12 protein-coding genes are annotated in these 15,306 nt (G+C 45.8%); 3 read left to right on the forward strand and 9 right to left on the reverse strand.

Going from position 1 to position 15,306, the window contains the following annotated elements; translation table 11 throughout:
- Positions 1-474 precede the first annotated feature (474 nt).
- Positions 475-2,871, forward strand: a complete 2,397-nt coding sequence (locus NDI44_RS24245) for a PhoX family phosphatase (protein WP_190414805.1) — start codon at positions 475-477, stop codon at positions 2,869-2,871.
- Positions 2,872-2,932: 61 nt separating this feature from the next.
- On the opposite strand, the gene NDI44_RS24250 is transcribed toward NDI44_RS24245, so the two are convergent.
- From NDI44_RS24250 to hisG, 3 genes are read right to left on the reverse strand one after another with little or no spacing between them, the layout of a single operon-like run.
- Positions 2,933-4,807: an ABC transporter ATP-binding protein gene (locus tag NDI44_RS24250; protein ID WP_190414806.1), complete on the reverse strand. Its 1,875-nt coding sequence runs from the start codon at positions 4,805-4,807 to the stop codon at positions 2,933-2,935.
- Positions 4,808-4,834: 27 nt separating this feature from the next.
- Entirely contained in the window at positions 4,835-5,068 is a 234-nt protein-coding gene (locus NDI44_RS24255) for a hypothetical protein (protein WP_190414807.1), read from the reverse strand.
- 14 nt (positions 5,069-5,082) lie between these two features.
- Positions 5,083-5,727, reverse strand: a complete 645-nt coding sequence (gene hisG, locus NDI44_RS24260; RefSeq protein ID WP_190414808.1) for an ATP phosphoribosyltransferase — start codon at positions 5,725-5,727, stop codon at positions 5,083-5,085.
- Positions 5,728-5,813: 86 nt separating this feature from the next.
- Between hisG and rppA the strand changes: the two genes are divergently transcribed.
- Positions 5,814-6,521: a two-component system response regulator RppA gene (rppA, locus tag NDI44_RS24265; RefSeq protein WP_190414809.1), complete on the forward strand. Its 708-nt coding sequence runs from the start codon at positions 5,814-5,816 to the stop codon at positions 6,519-6,521.
- Between the two features lie 531 nt (positions 6,522-7,052).
- Here rppA and NDI44_RS24270 read toward each other — a convergent pair.
- Positions 7,053-8,339, reverse strand: coding sequence for a hypothetical protein (locus NDI44_RS24270; protein WP_190414810.1), 1,287 nt, complete (start codon positions 8,337-8,339; stop codon positions 7,053-7,055).
- Positions 8,340-8,371: 32 nt separating this feature from the next.
- Between NDI44_RS24270 and NDI44_RS24275 the strand changes: the two genes are divergently transcribed.
- Positions 8,372-8,563, forward strand: a complete 192-nt coding sequence (locus tag NDI44_RS24275) for a hypothetical protein (protein WP_190414811.1) — start codon at positions 8,372-8,374, stop codon at positions 8,561-8,563.
- Positions 8,564-8,634: 71 nt separating this feature from the next.
- Here the strand turns inward: NDI44_RS24275 and NDI44_RS24280 are convergent, their stop codons facing one another.
- From NDI44_RS24280 to NDI44_RS24300, 5 genes are all read right to left on the reverse strand, one after another.
- Positions 8,635-9,417: a DUF72 domain-containing protein gene (locus NDI44_RS24280; protein ID WP_190414812.1), complete on the reverse strand. Its 783-nt coding sequence runs from the start codon at positions 9,415-9,417 to the stop codon at positions 8,635-8,637.
- Positions 9,418-9,646: 229 nt separating this feature from the next.
- On the reverse strand, positions 9,647-10,192 hold the full coding sequence (locus NDI44_RS24285; RefSeq protein ID WP_190414813.1) for an NUDIX hydrolase: 546 nt from the start codon (positions 10,190-10,192) through the stop codon (positions 9,647-9,649).
- 189 nt (positions 10,193-10,381) lie between these two features.
- Entirely contained in the window at positions 10,382-10,780 is a 399-nt protein-coding gene (locus NDI44_RS24290; protein ID WP_242029033.1) for a hypothetical protein, read from the reverse strand.
- 201 nt (positions 10,781-10,981) lie between these two features.
- Positions 10,982-12,682, reverse strand: a complete 1,701-nt coding sequence (hflX, locus tag NDI44_RS24295; protein ID WP_190414814.1) for a GTPase HflX — start codon at positions 12,680-12,682, stop codon at positions 10,982-10,984.
- A gap of 415 nt (positions 12,683-13,097) precedes the next feature.
- On the reverse strand, positions 13,098-14,723 hold the full coding sequence (locus NDI44_RS24300; RefSeq protein WP_190414815.1) for a glycosyltransferase family 39 protein: 1,626 nt from the start codon (positions 14,721-14,723) through the stop codon (positions 13,098-13,100).
- Positions 14,724-15,306: the final 583 nt, after the last annotated feature.

A 15,306-nucleotide genomic window follows, 5' to 3' on the forward strand; every position in this document is an offset into this window, starting at 1 on the left:
TTTAAGTATTTTCACTGATATCTCTATTAAAAGCATTTTTGGTTAAGCGAACATTAATAGAGGAATAAGACCTGCTAAAATTTGGCTTAACAATCTTATTGACAACTTCTTGATAAATTTATATTTTATTAATCTTTTATTAACCCAGAGATTAAAGAAGCTTAATTCTACGTCAGTAGTATTCCAGAGGGTGCGTAGAAACACTCAGATTTGGCGGTGGAAGTCGAGTATGAGGGAGCCGCCCATTCGACTAAAGAGAACAAAAAGCAGGCAGGATGCTACAGGTATAGATACTTATGCCGATGGCTTGAGGTAATGCTGCGTTGACTAGCCGTTGACATGAATGCTGTGGCTTAGCTGTCGCAGCATTTTTGGTTGACTGTTTAAGCTTTATAGAGGTTAGCTCGGCTAAATTCCTGTCAAATAATGACTCAAAATTTTTGATTATTGCGATCGCAAAAAGAGAGGAATTTAATGTCTAAGTTCAGTCGGAGGCAGCTACTAATTTTTTTTGGGGCGAGTGCGGGTACTGCTGTACTAGCTCCTACTTTGGGGAGACAGCATTTTGGCAGCAATCCTAACGTTGCCCAAGCGGTTCTACCACTGAAATTTACCCCAGTGCGATTGCCGCATCCTTTACCGATTTATCAAGAGCAAAAAAGCTTCTACGCCACAGCCATTAATTATCAAGGAAGCGTAATTAATGCTTCTACCGATACTCGGTTAAGCACCTACAACATCGTTGATGATGTAGTGGTGCCCCCAGAGTACGAACGTTATGTGATTGTACGTTGGGGCGATCGCGTTTATCCCAACCCAGAAGAATACTTTGGCTACAACAACGACTACACCGGCTTTGTTCCCCTGGATGGCAGAAATCCCAACGACGGCTACCTTTGGGTAAATCACGAGTATGTCTCCTACCCGTTTACTTTTACACTCCCTGAAGTCCCAGAGGATTTAGCAGGATTACCTGAGTCTTATCCCTTAGTCGTTGGGCAGAGTTTACCGGGTGACAAAACCGATCTTTTCCTGTTGGGCGAAATCATGTACAACATGGGCGGTTCGGTTCTGCGGATGGCACGCCAAAATCGCGCCGGACGCTATTCGATTGTTAAAGATCCCAACAATCGACGCCTTCATGGTCTTTCCGGTTTAGGGATTAACAGCCAGCGTTCCGATCAGTATAAAACTATTACTTCTTGGGGTTCCAAGAGCTACCAGAAAGGCGATCAAAACTACCTGTTGAGTACGGGACCCGCTGCCACCCAAGTATTTCCTCTCAGCGTAGATGGGCTGGGTAACAAAATCATTGGCACTGCCTACAACTGCTCTGGCGGCACTACTCCCTGGGGAACCATCCTCTCAGCGGAAGAAAACTTTCAGGCAAGCACAGCCTTTTTTGTAGGAGTCACAGAATCTGTAAAATCTGATGGTACTCAGACTAGCTACACCGCCGGTACCAGTGGGGAAAAATTTGGTTTAGTCGGGGAAAAATACGGCTGGATGGTGGAAATTGATCCTAGTAACCCGAATTTTCGCCCGCGCAAGCACACCGCATTAGGTCGTTACCGTCATGAAAACATTGCTATGCGGGTGGAAGCTGGGAAAAAATTAGTTGCCTACATGGGTGATGACCGACGCGGCGGACACACCTGGAAATTTATCAGCAAAGGCACAGTTTCTTCCCCGAATAGCAAGAACAACAGCGCTTTATTTGAAGAGGGGACGCTATACGTCGCTCGTTACAATCCTGACGGGACAGGAACATGGATTCCCCTAGATTTGAATGCTACTACCAATCCGATTCCGCCATCTGTCCTTGGCTCAAAAGAAATTGCCGCTTTGGGCAAAGCAAGCCGGAATGCCTTGATTAAACTACCCAAACGGAACGGTGTTGCAGCTCAAACGACAGATGGCGGTGCATTCAACTTAGACACCACCAATGAAGCCACAGCGCTGGCAGGTTATCAAGGTAAGAAGCTGTCTAACTTCTATACCAGCCAAGGGGCTGTCCTTGTGGATGCCTTCTTAGCCGCCAACTTAGTTGGGGGAACGCCTACCGCACGTCCCGAAGATATTGAAGTTCATCCCCGTACTAAGGATGTATTTATTGCCTACACGGATGGTGCGGCGGGAAGTGATGGCTACCCCGATTCTCGAATCTTTGTGGTTTCTAAGTACAGCCCTGCTGTCAACGCCGGACAACCTTCGGGCGAACTGTTCAAAATTATGGAAAACAGCTCGGATGGCACGGGTACAACTTTCCGCTGGCAGCGATTTGCCAAAGGTGGGGAGGCAGGGGCAGAACCGGGTTCGGGTTTTGCCAATGTAGATAACTTGGCATTTGACCCCCAAGGAAATATTTGGGGCGTCACGGATATGTCTACTAGCGCTCACAATGGTTTCGATGTTGGTGCTGCCGCAACGCCATTAGCGATAGACCACAGGGTAGTGGGTTCTAACTCTCCTAGTGTGGATGATTCTAATCTCAATGTTCAAACTTCTAACCTGATTGGGGTTTTTGGCAATAACTGGCTCTTTTTCATTCCCACCACTGGCCCGAATGCCGGAGAAATCGTCCCCTTTGCCTACGGTCCTCCACGTTGCGAGTTGACGGGGCCGACTTTTATCGGCGATACGTTGATTCTTTCGGTGCAGCACCCCGGTGAAGATTGTCCATTTACCCCTCAGCAAACACTGAGCCGAACGATTGAGATGCTGGACTTGAATGGCACTCTATTCAACCAACAGCGCACGGTTCCTCGGGGCAGTAATTGGCCTAGCAATATTGAGGGAAATCCTCAAGGACCACCACGTCCTTCAGTGATTGGCATTCGCCGCAAGCAGTCAAATGGCACATTTGTTTAATTAAGTAAAAGGCAAAAGAAAGAGACAAGAATCTTTCTTTTGCCTTTTTACTTTTGTCTGCTTAAGTGCCTAACATTTGCAACTGATACAAACTGGCGTAGAGTCCGCCTTGGCGCAACAATTGATCGTGGCTGCCCGACTCTACCAGTTGCCCTCGCTTCAGCACCAAAATCCGGTCTACATTGCGGATGGTTGAGAGACGGTGCGCGATGATAATAGCGGTGCGTCCCTCCAGCAATTTGTCGAGGGCATCTTGAATTAAGGCTTCTGTACCTACGTCTAGACTGGCTGTTGCTTCATCTAGCACTAAAATACGGGGATTGCGGATAGCAGCACGGGCAAATGCTAAGAGTTGCTTTTGTCCGCTAGAGATATTAGTGCCTCGTTCTCTAAGTTGGGTATCGTAGCCTTGAGGCAGTTGTTCGATAAAACTGGCAACATTGGTTTTTTCGGCGGCTTGTCGAATTTCTTCAAAGGAGTAAGTATCTCCTAGAGTAATGTTGCTCTTCACGTCACCGGCAAACAGAAAGCCATCTTGAAGGATGACGCCTAGGTGTTCCCGCAGTTCTCTTTGGGGTAAGTCCCGGACATTGACAGCATCGAGGAAAATGCGACCTTCGGTGGTTTCGTAAAGGCGACACAGCAGGCGAATAATCGAACTTTTACCAGCACCCGTGGGACCAACGAGAGCGACTTTTTCGCCGGGATGGATGGTGAAGTTTAGGTCTTTGAGGACGTATTCATCATTTTTATAGGCAAAGGAGACATTTTCAAAGCGAATTTCACCTTTGGCGGTTGGGGATGGGGAATGGGAAATTCTCCTGGGTTCCTCTGCTACAGACGGGATAATTCCCCTGTCTATAAGCTGTTTTTGTGTCCCTTCAGGATCGCGGATTTCAATTGGTTCGTTGAGAATATCGGTGATGCGTTCGACGGCGGTGAAACCAGATTGCAGGGAGGTGAATTTTTCAGCAAATTGTCGCAAGGGATCGAAGAGACGCTGGGCATACAGGATAAAGGCAGAGAGGGTGCCAAAACTGAGGGCTTTGCCCATAATCATTTGTCCACCTAACCAGAGTACGCCCGCGATCGCTACCAGTGCAATCCACTCCAAGGTGGCTGATACGGCTGAGTCGTGAAAAATGGTTTTATCCACTTCCTCGATGTACCGCTGATTCGTCACCCGAAACAGTTCTGAGTTGAATTTCTCTCGCCGGAATAGCTGCACGACGTTCACCCCTACGATGTTTTCTTGCAGCGTTGAGTTGAGTGCAGACAGTTCTTCTCTGGCTTTGTAATTGGCTTTGCGATACTGCTGTTGGAAGTAAATAATCAAAGCCGTGACTGGCACCAACATCAGTGTCAGCATCAATGCCAGCTGCCATTGCAGCAAAAACATGGTGACAGCGATCGCTAAAATCGACACCAGATCGCTGACAATGCCAATCGCACCTGTGGAAAAGACATCCCCCAGGGCTTCGACATCGCTGGTGAGGCGGGTAATCAATCGTCCTACAGGGGTGCGGTCAAAAAATCGCACCGCCAAGGAAGTGACATGATGAAATAAATCAGTGCGAATCTCGGCGGTAATTTGCTGCCCCACCTTCTGCACGGTGTAACCTTGGGCGGCGGTGAACACCATCCGAACGATCATCGTTAGCAGCAGTAAAACGGCGAGAAGATTGATTCCTTCCAACAAGCCTTTACCTTGAAGAAAAGACCAGACTTCTTCCCCGCGAATCAGCGAAATTGCTTGCCCCACGATGATCGGTTGAATTGCCCCGGCGACTGACAGCGGCACCAACAACAGGATGGAAATTATCAGCAGACGACTGCTTTTGCGCGCGTAGGGGACTAAGCGCAGGAAGAGTCGCCAGTCGCTTTCACGAACGCGCGATCGCTCTTTAGTTTCCGTCAGAAGCGGGGATTGAGTCATGCTGCCACTATCTTCTTTCTACTTATTTCATTGTTCCCCTTTCACCAGTGCTGTAGCAGCTGCCTGTAGAGATAGGTAAGCTGTTTCAGGTTGCCCATTGATGTAGGATTTGCCATCTACCGATTCGCACAGAGTTCCGACTTTCTCGCCATCAGCGCCATATACTTCTAGCACATCTTGGAGAATATTCGGGTCAAAACCTTGCACAACTGAACTCCAAGCATTTTTATCAACCGAGCAAATCCTAATTGTTTCGTCCATTTGATCGCCTTGCGCTAGCAGTTAATTAGAACAGCGCTTCTGATATCTTCGACCCATTGATGGATATCGCCCGTATTCAGGCGATAACTCCGAGGGTGGGCAATTAACCGCGCTGTACTTTCAAATAGTGTATCAATCTCGATCAAGCCATTTTCGCTCAGGGTGCGACCTGTGGAAACTAAATCCACAATCGCCTCGGACATCCCGGTAATCGGCCCTAGTTCTACGGAACCAGACAAAGGCACAATTTCTACGGGTAAATCTAAGCTTTCAAAGTATTCGTAGGCACAGTGAACAAACTTAGACGCGACTCGACCGTGGGGCGGCAGTTGTAAGACTGACCGATAAAGGCTAGAAGACTTTACCGCCACTGACAGCCGACAAGAACCAAATCGGAGGTCAGCTAGATGAGCAACCTGGGGGTTTTTCTCCCGCAGAACATCGTAACCGACTATCCCTAAATGTGCTTGCCCATATTCCACATAAACTGGGACATCTTGCGCCCTTACCAGTAGGGCTTGGGCGGTGCCGGTGGGGTCTTGTATTTGCAGTTGGCGGTTGCCAGAATCTTTAAAGGCGCTAAAGTCGAGTCCGACACTTTGCAGTAGACGAATGCTATCAGATAAGAGAGCGCCTTTGGGCAATGCAACGGTAAGCATAGAATAGAGTTCTGAGTGTTAAGTATTGAGTTCTGGATGTCACAAGGTAACTCATAACTCATACCTCATAATTCATAACTTTTGTGATGCGAATTCTCTTGGTGGATGATGAAGTTGAGCTGACTGAACCGCTGAGTCGCGTGCTAAGTCGTGAAGGCTACAGCGTTGAGTTGGCTTATGATGGGGCGTCTGGCAACCAGATGGCGCTGCAAGGAGGCTATGACTTGCTGATTTTGGATTGGATGCTGCCGCAGATCAGCGGGTTGGAAATTTGTCAGCAGATGCGATCGCGCAAAGATGCTACACCCGTCCTCTTTCTCACTGCCAAAGATACCCTAGACGACCGCGTGCTGGGTTTGGACGCCGGTGCGGATGACTACCTAGTGAAGCCGTTTGAATTGCGAGAGTTACTCGCACGAGTCCGCGCCTTGCTGCGTCGTTCCGCGACTGATGCGCCTGCTAGCGCGACGATAGAAGCGCACTACCATCCTCACTTACTTCAGATTGGAGATTTAGAACTAGATTGTGAAAACCAGCTAGCTTATCGTCACGGACGCACCATTGAGTTATCGGAGAAAGAAACTCAGCTGCTGGAATATTTTATGCGTCACGCGGGGCAGTTGCTCACTCACGCCCAAATTCATCAACATTTGTGGAACCCAGACGAACAACCCAGCAGTAACGTTTTAGCCGCTTTGATTCGCCTTTTGCGGCGCAAAATTGAGGCATCTGGAGAGACAACTTTGATTCACACTGTCTATGGCAAAGGCTATCGCTTTGGAGATGGCGGCTAAGGCGGCTTTCTGACTTGCTTTCTAACTTTCAGTGGTGATATTCAAAAGGCAATCTTTTGATATTTGTCAACTATCATTAGTAGTATTTCAACACCATTGTCTATATTCGCTTTCCTAACAGTAGCGATCGCTTGGTATCGTCTACACAAAACTATGTGTTTAGCTGTTGAGCTGTCTATTGATATTGCTTAGAATAAGCCTAAATTACAAGGAGCTATTTTATATGATGCTTGGAGATTTGGAAGACCCCTTGATAGCTTGGGATTTAAGAAACTTACAAAGAATTGCTACTACTATTCTTTTTCTCCTTTTAGTATTCTTCTTTAGTTGGTTGAATCGAAAAAATCGATATGTTTTATGGGCTATTTTTTCTGGTGCTATCTTGACATTTATCTTCTTATTGGTTACGCGCAATAATCACGGATTAGCTTTTTTTACTTTTAAATTTTAATGATCAGCATATCGCCTGCGCTTGGGAAGAGATTGTCAGGCGATATTTGCTGGCTATTCTTTTCTGGAAGAGAAACCACTTTAAACAGAGAATTGCAACTCTAACGGCTGGGATGGAATGATGTACATTAATTCTGCACCGTCGGGTTTAGAGTCTATGGAGGGAGTTAATTTCAGCCAGTCATGGAAGGTAATTCCCAATTGTGCGATCGCTTGTACTTCTGTCTGATACGCTTCAAAACGGCGATTAGTTTCTACCATAGATTCTATGGCTTCCAGCACTTGGGGAAGATGGTTATCAGCCTCTCGCTTCAAATCTCCCTTACTGCGACCAAACATACCTCCTTTAACATTAACGCGAGTTAGAATTGCCGCTGGTAACGATTCAGCCCATTTATTAGGTTCTTGGGCCATCTTGAGCAAATTCTCACGTTGAAGCTCAAACACAGCATTTTCATCCAAAGCTGGATCGATCCACTGGTAAATTCGGGTTAGTCGCCGCAAATCTATCTGACCTTTGAACTGAGGCTGTAAGTAAGCTGCTGGGTTAGAAGTAAGTAGAAGCTCAACATATTTATGAATACGAGAACGAAGAACTTTCGCGCCTTCTTGGAAGCGATTAAGTGCTGTTTCGGGTTCTCCTAACTCAAGATGACAACGGGCTTCAGCAATATAAGCTAGAGATAAGGTCAAAAGATATTCATCAGCGATCTGGCTACCTTGCTCAAGTTCTTTGTCTGTGTAGTCAGCGTAAATATGTTCAGCTTCTAGAAAACGGTTTATAGCTTCAATCGCCATCCGTTCTCTGTTTTCCACTCTGGTCATCGTAAAGGCATTCATCGCCAGACCAATAGCAGCTTTGAAATTAGCATAATATCCAATGTCAATTTTGCGATTAATTTTGTTTAGCAGTTCCTCACTCTGTTTTAGCCGTTGTTCCAGTTCATTGAGACGCTGGTTTAATACAGCAAATCCCATCACTGAGACACCTAGATTTAGTACGCTAGCAGCAGAAGTCACTTGCAAAATTCCTTGAGTCTGGTGCAAACCCTGCTGAATATTTACTACTTGTTGCCCAATTCCACCTAAACGCTGGTTAACATCAGCTAATCCTTTACCTGTAACAGCCGCATTAGCAACTGAATCAGCTAGATTTATCCCTGAAAAAATAAGGTTGAGTAAATTGGGAGAAGAACCAGTCGGTGTTGGTATTTGAGAAGGATTTCCTCCCATTTGGTGTATCCAGGTAACAACGTATTTCGTCCCCACTTCCCGAATTACACCCCCAACGCGCTCAAAGGTTCCATCTGCAAGTCCCTTGGCGATCCAGTCAGCAAGCATAAACGTTGCTGTAACTGTCAAACTCATGATTTTCTCCTGGTTGCTAAAACTTTAGAGGCGTGATCGCATTCTTTCTCAGTATTCCCACGACACAGCCAGCGCTAACAATTTCGCTGCATCAGAGGAAACGAGCGATCGCATTCTTTCTCAGTATTCCCACGACACAGCCAGCGCTAACAATTTCCCTGCATCACAGAAAACGAGCGATCGCGTCCTTACACGCTAAACCTGACAGAAGCAGAGTTCAATAGTCCGCGCAGGCGGACTTTGTTTGTGTAGCCGCGATTTCCAATCGCCAGGTATTATTTGCTTTTCCTCATCACTAAAACGTTGAACAATTCATGGACAGTAATGCTTTCAGGCGTTCAGCATCGTGGATAGCATGACCATCTGGGTCGTTGTTGAAATACACGTACACGTCAATCTTTTGTTGAAGAAATGAGCGGATATGGGAAGCCCAGGTAGACAATTCTTCATCGCTGTAGCCAACGCCCCTTTGCCCGCTGTGCATGCGAATATAAGTCCAGGGTGCAGTCAAACGAATATCTAGCGGAACCGTGGGGCTGACGGGCAAACAAAGGGCTGCACCCGCACGTTCTAATTGTTCGTATACCTGTGGAATTAGCCAACTTTGGTGCCGAAATTCAAATGTATAACGTTGTTCTGGATAGGAAGAAAGTAATTCTAAAAACGGCTGAAGTCGCTCGATATTCAGGGGCCAGGTATGAGGAAATTGGAACAGAATTGGGCCTAATTTTTCTTGCAAACCCCCCGCTCGTTCCATTAAGCGAGATAGCGGCTCAGATGGCTCTTTTAACTTTTTCATGTGGGTAAGGTAACGGCTACCTTTCACAGCAAAAAGAAACCCTTCAGGTGTTTGTTCTCGCCACGTTTCAAATACAGACCGCTCTGGCAGACGATAGAAAGAAAAGTTGATTTCTACAGTTGGAAAGTGCTGTGCGTAAAATGGTAGTTGTTGGCTTCCAGGCATCTGCGCTGGATAGAAAATGTTCATCCAGTGCTTATAAACCCAACCGCTAGTACCAATTTGCAGCAGCGGAGCTGCCGTAAAAGGTTGAGATTCCTGCTCTTGTTCTTCACTCATTCAGTTGTTCCATTTGAACTAAATCATTATCTCTTGCAAATCACCAAGCCCGAGTGACTAAAAGTGCTTGAAAAGGAAGCCGAAACCAAAGTCATAGCCACTATTGCGAGTCACATTTGCCAGCCACATTTGCCATTAGCTTAGTTTGAGTGCGTCCCAACCGTGAGACTTATTCATAAGTTCCAAAGTTTGTGGTGATATGTTTAGCCAGTGTCAGCGCGATCGCCTATTATTCGCCAAGTACCTTATTCGCTTTCAGAATCAGCACACAGCTTGGCGCGTGTGTGATTACGCTATCCATGACCATTTGCACCGCTTCACTGAAGGGAATCCGAACTGTTTCTATCGTTTCCGTTCCTTCTTGATGGGATTGGGTGAATGTTAATTGCTTTGCTAGAAATAGACGCACCGGACAACAGACAATTGATGTATCTAAATCAAAAACTCCGAGATCGAGCCATTCTGAGGCTTTAATTCCCAGTTCCTCTTCAATTTCTCGTTGTGCAGATTCTAGGTGCGGTTCATCCTCTTCAACACCACCAGCGACAACTTCAATGCTTTCTTTGCCAAGCGCATAACGAAATTGCCGGGTAAGATAGACTACGCGATCGCTATCTATTGGCAAAATAGCAACGCCAGATTTCATTGTGACGGTAGCATACGTACCCGGTTGTCCATCAGGTTGGAGAACTTGGTCTTCACGAACATTGATAAATGAATTTTGGTACTTTCGATTTGTTTCTTGGATTGTCCAAGGGCCATGTTTTTGTGTCATGTTGCGTTCTCTCCTATTTGAGTTGTCAGATGCGAGATCAGATACCCGACTTCTCCAAGAAGTCGGGTATCTTGCGTTCAGGAATCATTTATGATTGCTATAATTTCCCGTTGACATAGGAAGGTAAGATTTCTCCCTCCCCCTTCACGGGTAGGGGTGGGGTTCTAAGTTGCATATACTCGACTCTAATTACTCTAAAGCTGGTTTAATCCGCTCATAAGAGGAGAGAAATAAACTAAAGAGAATCGCAAAGGTAAGGTCAATGACACCCGGAACTAAATAAAATGGGTGAAGACCACCGATCAAGGTGTGATAAGCCAAAACGATAAAGACAGAAACTTGGGCGCAAATTCCAAATCTTATAAGATCGTGATTTCGAGAGATATCCTTACCAACCCACCAATAACCAATCCCGATTGTAAATACCAATGCGCCAAACAGATGTAAATATTCAGGATTGGTGAGCGGTTCTTGACCCAGGATTTGGCGAATCCATTGGTCAGATAACAACAAAGCTACAGATTCGACCCAGTTAATGATAGCTTTGGTTTGAAATACGTACTTCCACGTTATTGGATTGTTCATCATTGCAAATAGTGTGTGAATTCTTGTTTGCTTAGCTTGCTGGTTCTTGACTTAACTGGGTGTCCTATACACTCGATCCCCCCTCTCCCCAGAGGGAACCCCGAATCCCCCTTAAAAAGGGGGAAAATGCTTATAACCCCTTTTTAAGGGGGGGACATTGCCAAAAATAGACACCGTAATTACTGGCTTCTTGTCACATTTTTATTAGTGCGGTTGTGAAACTGCTTCATCAACCAGTTGCACCATCCGCTGGCGTAGGGTCTCCAAACCTAAGCGTTGAGTAGCTGAAATAAACACAGCTTCGGGATACTGTTGTTGAGCGAAGGCTAGCGTTTCGCTATCTACTTGATCGACCTTGTTAAAGGCAATCAAAGCTTTACCTGGAAGGGCAGGCATTTCTCCAAGCACTTCCATGACCGACTGGATGTGGCTTTCCCAAGCGGGATGGGATAGATCGACGACATGAAGCATGGCATTCGCCTCCGTTACTTCCTCCAGGGTGGCTCGGAAGGCATCCATGAGCGGTGGCGGGAGTTCGTGAATAAACCCGACCGTGTCTGTCAGAAGAATCGTCCGCCGCTCTTGGGTTTCGGGGTTTGTAATGACTAGCTTTCGAGTTGTGGGGTCGAGGGTGGCAAATAGTTGATCTGCCGTATAAACTTCGGCGTGGGTTAACACGTTCAGCAGGGTGGACTTCCCAGCGTTGGTATAACCAACCACGGCAATCGAGGGAATTTCTTGCTCTTGCCGTTGTTGTCTAATCCGGGAGCGATGCGCTTGTAATTGGTTGACTTCCTGCTGGAGTTGGGCAATTCGGCGCTGAATGGTTCGCCGCTCTGTTTCTAGTTTGGTTTCACCCGGTCCTCTCGTACCAATCCCGGCTCCTAGTCTGGACATTTCCCGACCCCGACCCCTCAGTCGAGGCAGCATATATTCCAGTTGCGCCAATTCCACTTGCAATTTACCCGCTTGGGATTGAGCGCGTTGAGCGAAGATATCGAGAATTACTTCAGTCCGGTCTACGACAGGGATACCGATCTCGGTTTCTAGGTTACGAGCTTGAGAGGGAGAGATATCTCGGTCAAAGACAATGATATTGGCTCCCAGTTGATGAGCGCGTTGTGCAATTTCTTCAACTTTTCCATGACCAACGACCGTTTGAGGATGAGGACGCGATCGCTTTTGTTGCATTGTCTCTAATACCTGTCCTCCGGCACTTTCAACCAAGCGAACGAGTTCCTCCAGACCATCTTGAAACCGCTGGGGAGAGACGTCTTCTGTCATCAACCCAACCAGCAGAACGCGATCGCCTTTTGAGTTATTCTCGTGGAATTGCGATGTTTCAAAGCCTGACTCGGAGAACTCACTCTCCCATTCATCTACTAAGTCGTCAAAGCCTTGCTCTGTCAGGTCATCTAAGCTAAGGGGACGAGAAATAACCCAGGGCTTTTCTGCTTCGGGAACCAGGTGAGCCAGATAAGCTTCCTTGACATCGCCTGCGGCTTCACCATTTCGTCGCGCTCCATCGCCCTTTGGAACTAACACTGCTAAGGCGTCTAGGCGCTGCTGTGCCATTGCCCTGAGTGCCGCTGTATCTGGTGGATCGGATTTGAGTTGAGTGGCAAGACAGCGAATTCCACTCAAGTGTTCGCCCTTATGCCGGGGCAACTCTTGGGGCGGAATTTGCGTTTGGCTGGGAGTACCGACGGCGATTCGGATTGGGTGTCCACGTCGATTGATGTAACAGCATACAGGGTGATGAATGGACGTACTAATTTCGGCTAGCGCTTGAGCGAATTCCGGAGTCGTCAGGCGATCGCTTGGTTGGCGCTGTTCGTAAAGCCGCTGTAGTTGCTTGATATGGCTCGATTGTAATCCTTGAAGATTTCCGTAAATAGTTTGCATAAGACGCGCTAAAAAACTGGCGTATTGAATCCTTTGCTTCAATATTTACTAATCTTCTTTCTTGACTTAATCTTCCTTTTGGACTAAGTCAAGGTTAAGAACGGCGACTGGCAAAAATGGGAGATGGGCGGACAAGTGATTTACAGCGTCTACGACAAAGGCTATCGCTTAAAGTTTGAGCATGAGGATAGCGGCGTTGGAGTTTGCGATCGCTAGTTATCTTGTCGGCGCTCTTGAGGTAAAAAATGCAACATTGACAAGGGTTTAAGGTAGAACGACAAACACTTTCTTCAGGCTATAAATAATTTAGTTCGTCCGTTTACTGAATAAGGAATAGATTATTGAGTTTTATCCTAATCCCCAATTACCAATTATTCACAAATTCTTGTTTAGGCATAAAATAGGATTGCCTCCGCTATTTTTCTGCTTCCCAAAGTTCAAACTTGTAGCCTTTGAAAGCTATTTTTAAGTTGTAACCCTGTGTTTTCTCAAGTTGGTTTCGTAAAGTATCTGAGGAATCAAATAAAAATATCTCGCTGAAACCATCAGCAGCTAGAAATGTTTTTGGTTGGCTCACCAACTGTAGCTGTACTTTCGGACTGAGTAGGCGGCTGAGAGATAATACACTTCCCGGAATCTTAGTATCGCTAATCACAAGTGGATGAGAAGCTTGGTTAACGATGCGAGCCACTTGAGGATTATAAGTGTCCATAAACTTGTTCCACCATACGTCTGCTGGAAAGCTGATTGCACAGGACAAAACTCCGCACGAAAGTAGAACAACTATCACAAACTGCCACAGTTTTTGTTGCCGGATGGAATTGAAATTCCAAGTAATTTTACTAGCCAGGAGGTAAGCAACAGCTATCTGGATTCCTAAATAAGATGGGATCAAATATCGCGGTGCTGTAGATAAAAATCCCCCAGTCATTAAGTCTCGTAGCATGAGGGGGATAACCGCAATCCCAGTAAAAGTAAAAATAAATAGCCAAATTTTCGCTGGGGTATGGCGATAGAGAAAATAAATCGAATAACCAACTAAGATTAAACTAAGAGGAATAGAAAAAGGATCGTCATAACCAATCGGATCGAACCAGTAACCGCTAGGATCTACATCTAAGAAAATGTTGCTGAGATTCCGAGTCCACCATTTAACTAAAGTAAATAAATTGGGTGGTTTTGGAGCTGATGCCACTCTGTCAATGATGCGATCGCTACTCAAAACCACCCAAACCCAGGGTACGAAAGTTAGAAATGCTGCTATCGATGCCAGTAAATAAGCAATAACTGTTTTATTTTCTCGATGGGCTTTAGTTAAAATGGCATAAATCCCATGACCGATTAAAGTCAGCCCAAAAAATAAGTTTGAATAGAGTCCCAATGCCGCAGTAACTGCATAGATCGCCCAACTTAGCTTAGTTTTAACCCGGATAGCTCGTAGCAGTGCTGCACTCGATAGCAAGACAATTGCCGTCCACAAGCTATACTGCCGCGCTTCCTGCGCGTACAGTACGTGTAAAGGTGAAATAGCGATGATAGCGATCGCTATCCATCCCGTCAACGATGACTCAAATAATTCTCTGCACAGCCAATAAATGCCAGGAAACGCTAGTAAACTAATTAGGGCACCCAAACTTCTTGTCACTGCCACCGAGCTGCCAAAACACTGCACCCAAAATCGTGCCATCACGTAATATAGCGGCGGATGTTCTGGGTATTGCGCTAGCACCTGCATGGTATCGATTAAGTCTTTTTCTGGATTGGGACGCTGATACCTTTGTAAGTCTTCAACACTGATGACACGACCATCAAAAAGTTGCTGTTGCACTTCTGGTTTGGAATAGCCAGAAATCCGCATTGAGGTAAAAGCTTCGTCGTGTTGGTAAACTTTTCGATCCAAATTTGCAAATCGAAAAAATATGCCTAAAACCAGTACGCTGATGACTAAAAATTGTAGCCAAGTTGGAGGAAGTTCCCAGGAGTAGGAACCTCGGCTATTTAGTTTAGTATTAGTTTTAGCCTGAGTCCCAGTTTTTGGCATATAGATTTTCCTATATCCTCTTCCAATCCACAAATATCAAGTACTTAAACCCAGTTTCAAAAGGCTCTATGTTCTTTTGATTAGCCTCTGCACGCTTTTCAGAATCACAAGCCATCTAATTTTGTAGATGAAAATTTAAGGTTCTCGTAAAAACACGTAACTTGTGGAAATCAGTTTCTTGCTCGTTTTGTAGATATAAGCCAAAAATTAAGTAAAAATACCCAGCTTCTTAGGAGTGCTTCCGCTATATCCTAAGCAATCCCTAGGGGAAATACTGACTCTCCGGAGAGTCTTTACAGAAAATTCATCTTTTCCTAGCAAATAACAAAGACTTAGTGAAGTGTTGTCTAAGCTACAGGCAGGTAAGGGATTTAGCAGTATGTACGCCAATCCATCTTTTATTAAATCTCAGTAATATTACGGTTTAGCGTTGAAAAAGTGGAAGTTGGATAGTGTTTAATTGAAGATATCGCTCTTCTGTCACTCTAGGCAGCAGAAAATAGGGAATCTTGCATTTGTAGGGGGATAGGAACTGCGCCGTGAAAGTAATTCATAAGCGCAATCAAGCGTGAAAATCCCAAAG

The organism is Trichocoleus sp. DQ-A3 (assembly GCF_039961975.1).
In the GTDB taxonomy this organism is placed as follows: domain Bacteria; phylum Cyanobacteriota; class Cyanobacteriia; order Cyanobacteriales; family FACHB-T130; genus FACHB-T130.

Bases quoted from the DNA above. Each gene is read 5' to 3' on its own strand.
- NDI44_RS24245 (WP_190414805.1), top strand. From the start codon at position 475: ATGTCTAAGTTCAGTCGGAGGCAGCTACTAATTTTTTTTGGGGCGAGT.
- NDI44_RS24250 (WP_190414806.1), bottom strand. From the start codon at position 4,807: ATGACTCAATCCCCGCTTCTGACGGAAACTAAAGAGCGATCGCGCGTT.
- NDI44_RS24255 (WP_190414807.1), bottom strand. From the start codon at position 5,068: ATGGACGAAACAATTAGGATTTGCTCGGTTGATAAAAATGCTTGGAGT.
- hisG (WP_190414808.1), bottom strand. From the start codon at position 5,727: ATGCTTACCGTTGCATTGCCCAAAGGCGCTCTCTTATCTGATAGCATT.
- rppA (WP_190414809.1), top strand. From the start codon at position 5,814: ATGCGAATTCTCTTGGTGGATGATGAAGTTGAGCTGACTGAACCGCTG.
- NDI44_RS24270 (WP_190414810.1), bottom strand. From the start codon at position 8,339: ATGAGTTTGACAGTTACAGCAACGTTTATGCTTGCTGACTGGATCGCC.
- NDI44_RS24280 (WP_190414812.1), bottom strand. From the start codon at position 9,417: ATGAGTGAAGAACAAGAGCAGGAATCTCAACCTTTTACGGCAGCTCCG.
- NDI44_RS24285 (WP_190414813.1), bottom strand. From the start codon at position 10,192: ATGACACAAAAACATGGCCCTTGGACAATCCAAGAAACAAATCGAAAG.
- NDI44_RS24290 (WP_242029033.1), bottom strand. From the start codon at position 10,780: ATGATGAACAATCCAATAACGTGGAAGTACGTATTTCAAACCAAAGCT.
- hflX (WP_190414814.1), bottom strand. From the start codon at position 12,682: ATGCAAACTATTTACGGAAATCTTCAAGGATTACAATCGAGCCATATC.
- NDI44_RS24300 (WP_190414815.1), bottom strand. From the start codon at position 14,723: ATGCCAAAAACTGGGACTCAGGCTAAAACTAATACTAAACTAAATAGC.